At 65.8% G+C, this 7,395-nt stretch carries 5 protein-coding genes; 3 read left to right on the top strand and 2 right to left on the bottom strand.

From position 1 onward, the window contains the following. Nucleotides 1-22: 22 nt before the first annotated feature. Both AAGI46_14175 and AAGI46_14170 read left to right on the top strand, forming a co-directional pair. The gene (locus tag AAGI46_14175; GenBank protein ID MEM1013354.1) at nt 23-1,579 is read left to right on the top strand and encodes an ABC transporter permease; all 1,557 of its coding nucleotides are present in this window, start codon (nt 23-25) and stop codon (nt 1,577-1,579) included. A gap of 53 nt (nt 1,580-1,632) precedes the next feature. Next, on the top strand, nt 1,633-2,778 hold the full coding sequence (locus AAGI46_14170) for a rhomboid family intramembrane serine protease (GenBank protein ID MEM1013353.1): 1,146 nt from the start codon (nt 1,633-1,635) through the stop codon (nt 2,776-2,778). 117 nt (nt 2,779-2,895) lie between these two features. Here AAGI46_14170 and AAGI46_14165 read toward each other — a convergent pair whose 3' ends face one another. Further along, a complete protein-coding gene (locus AAGI46_14165) occupies nt 2,896-4,068 on the bottom strand; it encodes an aminotransferase class V-fold PLP-dependent enzyme (GenBank protein ID MEM1013352.1) in 1,173 nt (390 codons plus the stop codon). Nucleotides 4,069-4,130: 62 nt separating this feature from the next. On the opposite strand from AAGI46_14165, the gene AAGI46_14160 reads away from it, so the two are divergent. Further along, complete coding sequence (locus AAGI46_14160; GenBank protein ID MEM1013351.1) at nt 4,131-6,626, top strand: hypothetical protein; 2,496 nt, start codon at nt 4,131-4,133, stop codon at nt 6,624-6,626. Between the two features lie 104 nt (nt 6,627-6,730). On the opposite strand, the gene AAGI46_14155 is transcribed toward AAGI46_14160, so the two are convergent. Next, a partial coding sequence (locus AAGI46_14155; protein MEM1013350.1) for a DHHA1 domain-containing protein occupies nt 6,731-7,395 on the bottom strand: 665 nt, incomplete at its 5' end.

Below are 7,395 nucleotides of genomic sequence, written 5' to 3'. Positions count from 1 at the left end.
TAGCTGACGCGCAGGAGAAGGCATGACCAAGACCCTTGTCATCGCGATCCGCGACTACCTCGCGGCCGTCAAGACCAAGAGCTTCCTGATCTCGCTGGCGTTCATGCCGGTGCTGGTCATCGGTGGCATGCTCATCGGCCGGTTGAGTCGGAATGTTGTCGACACGTCAGAGAAGCGGATCGCCGTCATCGACCGGGCAGCCTTCGACCAGGCCCGGGCGGCGACGCGGCCGGGAGGGTTCTCGGTCGAGAAGCTCGTCGTCAACGCGGCCGCTGCTGCGGGTAACGAAGATGCTCAAGCCGCCGCTGAGATCATCAACGACCGTCGTCCTCTCTCGCAGATTCTTCTCGAAGCAGCACAGAAAAGAGACGAAGAGATTCGCGGCGACGACGGCAAGCCGAATGCAGCGCCTTATGCGATCGAGGTCATTTCGATCGAGTCGGACGACCCGGAGCAGCTCGCCAAGCTTCGCCTCGACCTGAGCGACCGCGTCCGTGACGATGGGTTGTTTGCATTCATCGAGATCGGCCCCAACGTGACGGCCACCGACGCCGAAGAGTTCGCCAAAGCCGCGGCCGCGGCGGGTGCGGCGATGGAGGAACTGGACCTCGACATGAGCAATCCCATTGCTCTGGCGACGGCCGACCTCCCGCCGGAGCTGCATCAGTTTCAAGACCTCTATGGCATCCGCTACTCGTCCAAAAGCACGACCAACTTCGAGGTAAGCGGCTGGATCAACTCGACGCTCGCGCCACACGTCCAGTTCCGCAAGCTTGAAGGCCTCGACATTCCGTTCGACCGCTTCCAAGACGTCATGCAACCGCTAGCCGTCAACCAGCGGCCTCTGGCGAAGGTCGGCAATGACGGAGCGATTAGCTACGAGTCGCAGCCGAACCAGCTCGTCGGCCTGCTTGTGCCGGTGATGAGCGTTTTCCTGCTCTTCGGCCTCATCGCGACCGCGGCCTTTCCGTTGACGACCAACATCATCGAGGAAAAGCAGATGCGCATTGCCGAGGTGCTCCTCGGGAGCGTTCGGCCGTTCGAGCTGATGCTCGGCAAGCTGCTGGGCGGCGTGGCGATCAGTCTGACACTCGCGGCGATCTACGGGGCTGGCGGGCTCATCGTCGCGACGCAGTTCGGCATGCTCAGCCAGATTGGGCCGGACCTGCTCATCTGGTTCGGCATTTTCGGCGGGCTCGCGACGCTGATGGTCGGTGCGATGAGCGTCGCCGTCGGTGCGGCCGTGACGAACCTGAAGGAAGCCCAGAACTTGCAGACGCCCGTCGTGCTCCTGCCGATGCTGCCGGCGATGGTGGCTTTCAACGTCGCACAGAACCCGCAGGGCCCGCTGGCTCAGGCGTTCACGTGGTTCCCGCTGACGACGCCGATCACGAGTGTCATGCGCATCGGCGTCCGCGACGGCATGGCGACGACCGATCGATTCCTGGCGGTCGCGCTCAGCATCGCGACGACGCTCGTCCTCGTTTGGCTCGCCGGCCGTATCTTCCGCCACGGCATGCTCCGCAGCGAGAAAGCCGCCGGCTTCGGCGAGATGATGCGTTGGGTGACGAGAGGATGAGACAACAAAAGCTTGAAGCTTTGGGCTTCCTCGTTCACGCTGTCTGACCTCCAGTGATCATTCCCCTCAAAACCGATCGGCCGTTGCGGCAGACGCCGGTGGCGAACATCGGTTTGATCGTGATGATCGCGGTGATGTTCGTCGTGCAGACGGCGGCACCGGCGGTCGAATCAGCACTCCTGCTTCGACCGATGGAGCCGAGCCTTTTCGGCTTCGTTGGGAGTGGCTTCCTCCACGGCGGTCCGCTGCATCTGCTGGGGAATGTGCTGTTCCTCTACATTTTCGGTAACAACATCAACGACCGACTTGGGAACACGACCTACGTGCTCTTCTTCCTGGGCGGCGTTGTCTTCGCGGGCATCATGCACAGCGTGCTGGAGGACAATCCCGCACTCGGTGCGTCGGGCGGCGTGTCGGCGGTGACGGGGCTCTTCCTCGCTCTGTTTCCAAAGACTCGTGTCAATCTGCTGTTTTTCTTTTTCATCATCACGGCGTTCTCCGTCCCATCGATCTGGTTCATCGGGATCTACTTCGTCATCGATGTCGTCCAGGGCTTCGATACGCTGCTGCTCGGCAACGACAAAGGCGTCGCCAACTGGGCGCACGTCGGCGGTGGGATCTACGGGTTCCTCGTCGGGCTCGTGCTGCTGAAGTTCCAGTTGCTCAAGCCCGATCGCGGCGACGTGCTGGCCATGTGGAAACGCCGACGCGACAAGGCCACCTACGCGAAGGAGCTGCGTGCCAGCGGGCAGACGCACGGCTCGGCAATGGACGTCGTCCCCCGCTCGGCCGCCGATCCGAAGGCGATGCAGGCTCAGGAACTTAAGGCTGAGCTGCGTGAGGCCCTGGATCGTGGCGATGCGTCGTCGGCCGCAGCGTTGTATGAGCGACTGGTCGCCGTCGACGATCGCCAGGTGCTCCCGCCGCGCGAGCAGCTGACCGTGGCCGAAACGCTGTATCGCGAAGCCCGCCACGCCGGCGCGGCGACTGCCTTTGACGCCTACCTCAACCGCTACGCCCGCCCCGGCGACGCCGAAGCGGCCCAGGCCCGCCTCATGCTCGGCCTGCTGCAGTCCCGCTACCTGAACCACCCCCACGCCGCCGCGACACTCACGAAGGCAGCGGAGGAACTCGACGCGATCGGCGATGCGGAACACGCAGACTTCGCGCGTGCAGAGTTGGCGAGGGTCGCTGGCTGATTCGGCAGAGATCGCGAAGTCGCGAAAACACGAAGAGGGACGCGAAGGTCGGAAACAGGAGTGTCTGCCGCCTTCGCGTTCACCTTCGCGTCTTTGCGCCTTTGCGATCTCTGGCAGTTATCGAAGAGTGGTTACTACCCGCTCGACCGCCCGATCCACCTGCTCCTCGGTGTTGTAGAAGTGCGGTGCGAAACGGACCCGGCCGCAGCGGCTGGCGAGTTCGGTGGCGTGTTCCTTCGACAACGTCTCGTACAGCGACTTTGCCGCCTCAGCGTCGCCGGGCGGCGTGAAGCAGACAGAACCCGACTTCTGCTCGGTTGAGCCGCGAGGCGAAACAATCGTGCAGCCCGCCTCGACGATGCCTGCGGCGAAGCGGTCGCCCAGGCTCGTCACGCGGTCGTGGATCGCCTCGATGCCGAGCTCGTGCAGCATCGACAGACCCGTGCCGACGGCGATGATCGGGGCGAAGGCAGGCGAGCCTGTCTCGTACCGATGGGCCGTCGGCCGGAGCGTGTAATCGATCTCTTCCCAAGCGAACGGATTGACCACGCTGCCCCAGCCAACCGCCGCTGGGTGGAGCAATTCGATCTTCTCTCGGCGGACGTACAGCACGCCCGCACCCATCGTCCCGAGCATCCACTTGTGTCCGCCGGCCTGCAGGAAGTCGATGTTGGCCTTGTCCACGTCGATCGGCACGACGCCGAACGATTGGATCGCGTCGACACTGAAGAGGATGCCTCGCTCGCGGCAGAACGCACCGAGCCGCTCGATGTCCATCCGCTGCCCCGTGCCCCACTGCACGTGCGAGACGGCGAGGATTTTGGTTCTCGGGTCGTCGCACGCGCCCAGCAGGTCTTCTTCCCGGACGATCACCTCGCCGGTGTCGGTCGTTGTCTCCGGCACGCTGACGAGCGTTGCCTCGGCCCGATTGCAGGCTTCGGTCCACGGATAGACGTTGGCCGGGTACTCGCCGTCGTTGATGACGACGCGATCGCCCGGTTTCAGGTCGAGACCGAGCGCGACGAGGCTGATCGCGTCGCTGGTGTGGCTGACGATCGCGATGTCGTCTGCCGAGGCCTTGATGATCCCGGCTGCGGCATTGCGGAGCTTGTCCATCGGACCGGCGAAGTCGAAGCCGACGAAGGCGTCCTCCTCGAAGTGCTGCAGGAAGCCTCGTACCGCATCCGTCACCGCCCGCGGCATCGGGCTCACGCCGGCATGATTGAAGTAATCGCGTCTGGCCAACACCGGGAAGGCATCGACGTTGCCGACGAGCTCGTCCATCGTCATGGGCCACCGTACGGCCGCCCGCTGCGAACGACGCGGCGGCCGCCATCGTTTAAGATCACGTGATGCGTGCTCTGTTGCTGTCCTCGACGCTCGCCGGCCTGTGCCTGTCCACCACCGCAAGTGCCCTGCCGATCGACGCGGCCGGTCGGATGATCGCACGGTTGATGCCCGAGCAGCGGTCCGAAAACGCCTCACCGCCCGCATATCTCGATGAGGCGGCGGTTGCCGCGTTCGACCTCGAAGCCGGGCACGTTCGCCGGGTCATTTGGAACGACGCTGATGTTTCGCCGCGACTGCGGGCGGCGGCGTTACTTCGACTCGGCAACCACGAGGCCGCCGTCGACCTGATGGCCGATGCTGGCACCGTTGACGAGCTTGTCTTGCTCGGCGAGGTCGAGGCCGATCGAGGCCGATACGCAGATGCGATCGACGCACTGCTTCGTGCGGTCGACTTTGATTCCACATCGTTCGTCGCCCGTGCAGCGCTCGGTCAGACCTACGAAGCCGCCGGCGACATCGAAGCCGCGATCGAGACGTACCGCTGGTTCGATGACGCTCGGATCCTGCCGCGTTTCTACCAGAACCGTGACGCCTTCACCGACGCCGACGAACTTGTCGCCGCAGCGACTTCGATCGACCGGCTCGCCACGCTGTCGCTGGAGTACGCGACGAATCCGGATCTGCAGGACGACGTGCTGACGATGCTCATCTACGCCTACGACGTCGCCGATCGCGGGCACGTCAAAGCACGCGTCGCGGCGGCGTCGTTCGCCTACGACCGCAGCGACGCCAAGGCCGCCTTCGAAGATGTCGCAGCCGCACTCACGCGGCGTCCGAACGACGCCGACGCGCTCGCCCTGCTCGGTCAGATGCACCTGGATCGCTTCGGCTTCGCCGAGGCGGCTGCCGTCTCGGCGGCACTGCGCAAAGTCGATCCGGCGTCGCGGGAGGCGGACCTGCTCGACGGCCGATCTCTCATGCTGCAGCGTCAGCCGGATCGAGCCGAGGCCCCGATCGTCCGCCAGCTTCGCCGTGATCCGAACGACGTGCGTGCCCTTGGCTTGCTGGCAGCGTCGCGGGCGATGCGGCTCGACCAGGCCGGTGCCGACGCCCTGCTCGCTCGCGTCGACGAGCTTCGCCCGGACGACGCCGTCGCGCGGTACCAGATTGGCGAGCAGTTGGCGATCACCCGGCAGTACGACCGCGCGGCCGATCTCCTGGCCGACGTGGTCGAGCGTGCCCCGTGGTGGACGGCCGCCCGGAACAAGCTGGCCAACGTCTACGTCCAGGCTGGCGAGGAACGCCAAGCGATCGTCGAGCTACGCCGCGCTCGCGACCTCGACCCGTTCAACGCGGAGACCGCCAACTACCTGCAGCTTCTCGAAGAGATGGCCGGCTACGGCGCACAGGAGACGATGCACTTCATCGTTCGCCACGACCCCGACGTCGACCCCGGCGACGCGCTCGTCGCCGACCTGATGGCCGCATGGCTGGACGAGATGCACGACGACGTCGCCAGCGGCTTCGACTGGGAGCCCGATCGGCCGACGGAGATTCAGGTCTTTCCGACGCACGATCGATTCAGCGTCCGCGTCGCGGGCGACCCGTACATCGGCACGGTCGGCGCCTGCACGGGACCAGTCATCGCACTCGTCGCCCCGCGCGACAACGGCGAGACGCTCGGTAGCTTCGACTGGGCACGCGTCATGCGGCACGAGTACATCCACACCGTGACGCTCGGCGCGACCGACAATCGCATCTGGCACTGGTACACCGAGGGCCTCGCCGTCCGTGGGGAAGACGCACCGATCTCGCAGAGCCAGCTGAATCTGCTTGCCGGTGCCACACTCAATGGCGGCCTGTTCGGCATCGAGGATCTGACGTGGGGCTTCGTCCGGCCACGCAAGCCGACGGACCGGTCGCAGGCGTACGCCCAGTCGTGGATGGTTTGCGAGTACCTCGTCGAGCTGCACGGCGAAGAGGTGCTGGCCGACCTGATCGATGCGTGCCGGCGTGGACTGACGGAGCGACAGGCGTTGGCCGACCTGTTTGACCTCTCACCGAGCGAGTTCGATGAGGCGTTCGCGGTCTGGATGCAGGAGCGTGTCGCGTCTTGGGGACACGATGCCGAAACATCCCGGGCCTACGCCGAGCAGATGCGAGCCGGCGAGCAGGCTGTCCGGCAGCGCGACTGGCCGACGGCTGCGGCGGCGTTCGAGCTTGCGGCGGAGCTTCGGCCGTTCGACGAAGGTCCGTCTCGGCGTCTGGCCGGGATCTACCTCGTGCAGGAACGCCTCGCCGATGCGGCCGACCGGCTCTCGTGGCTGGCGGTCCGGACGACGACCGATTCCCGCTTCGCCACGCGGGCGGCCGGGCTGTGGCTCCGCGTCGACGAGCCCGAACGTGCCGTTGAGATGGCCCAGCTGGCCGTTTTCGGCAACAGCTACGACCTCGCCAACCACGAGCTGCTGCTCGCAGCCCACGAAGCAGCCGGCAACACCGAGGCGGCCGATGCACAGCGTGCGATCGTCGAGCGTGTTCGCGCTTTCGAGGACTGATTGCACTCCGTCATCCCGAGCGAGCGCAGCGAGTCGAGGGACCTCGCCCGGATCGTCCGGATTCAGGCAAGGTCCCTCGGCTGCGCTCGGGATGACGGAGGGACTTACGCGAGCTTGTCGGACGCGAAAGCTCGGGCGACTTCGAGCGCTGCGCCGACCTTCGACGGATCACGCCCGCCGGCCTGGGCGAGGTTCGGGCGACCACCACCGCCGCCGCCGCAGGCCTTGGCGACGTCGCGGACCCAATCGCCGGCCTTGAGACCTTGCTTGATCAGGTCGTCGCTGACGCCCGCGACGATCGACACCTTCTCCTCGCCCGGCGACGCGAGCAGGACCGCGTAGCTCGGCTGCTTCGACTTCACCGCGTCGATGACCGACCGCAATGCGTCGTCCGACGGTGCCGCCACCTTCGCGACCATGACGGCCCCCTCCGCCTTGGTGACGAGATCGGCCGCGATGGCCGAGGCGTCAAAGCTCGCCCCGCCGGCGCCACTCGCGAGCTGTTTCTTGAGCTTCTTGATTTCGTCTCGCATCGCGGCCGCACGCTCGGCCGCGTCGTCGGGCTTCACGGACAACGCCGCCGCCGTCTCGACGAGCGTCTTGTCGAGCTTCTGCACGTGCTCGATCGCCGCCTGGCTCGCCACGCCCGTCACGCGCCGGACGCCCTTGCTGACGGCTTCTTCGGCGACGATCTTGAACAGCCCGATGTCGCCGGTGCGGTCGGCGTGCGTGCCGCCGCAGAACTCGATGCTGTGCGTTGCGCCGTTGG

The sequence above is a fragment of the Planctomycetota bacterium genome, from assembly GCA_038746835.1.
GTDB lineage: Bacteria > Planctomycetota > Phycisphaerae > Tepidisphaerales > Tepidisphaeraceae > JBCDKH01.
The sequence above is the reverse complement of the archived record's forward strand: the minus strand, read 5'-3'. Positions and strand labels throughout refer to the sequence as shown.

Excerpts from the sequence above, each read along its gene's own strand:
- AAGI46_14175 (MEM1013354.1), top strand. The coding sequence starts at position 23 with ATGACCAAGACCCTTGTCATCGCGATCCGCGACTACCTCGCGGCCGTC.
- AAGI46_14165 (MEM1013352.1), bottom strand. The coding sequence starts at position 4,068 with ATGACGATGGACGAGCTCGTCGGCAACGTCGATGCCTTCCCGGTGTTG.
- AAGI46_14160 (MEM1013351.1), top strand. The coding sequence starts at position 4,131 with ATGCGTGCTCTGTTGCTGTCCTCGACGCTCGCCGGCCTGTGCCTGTCC.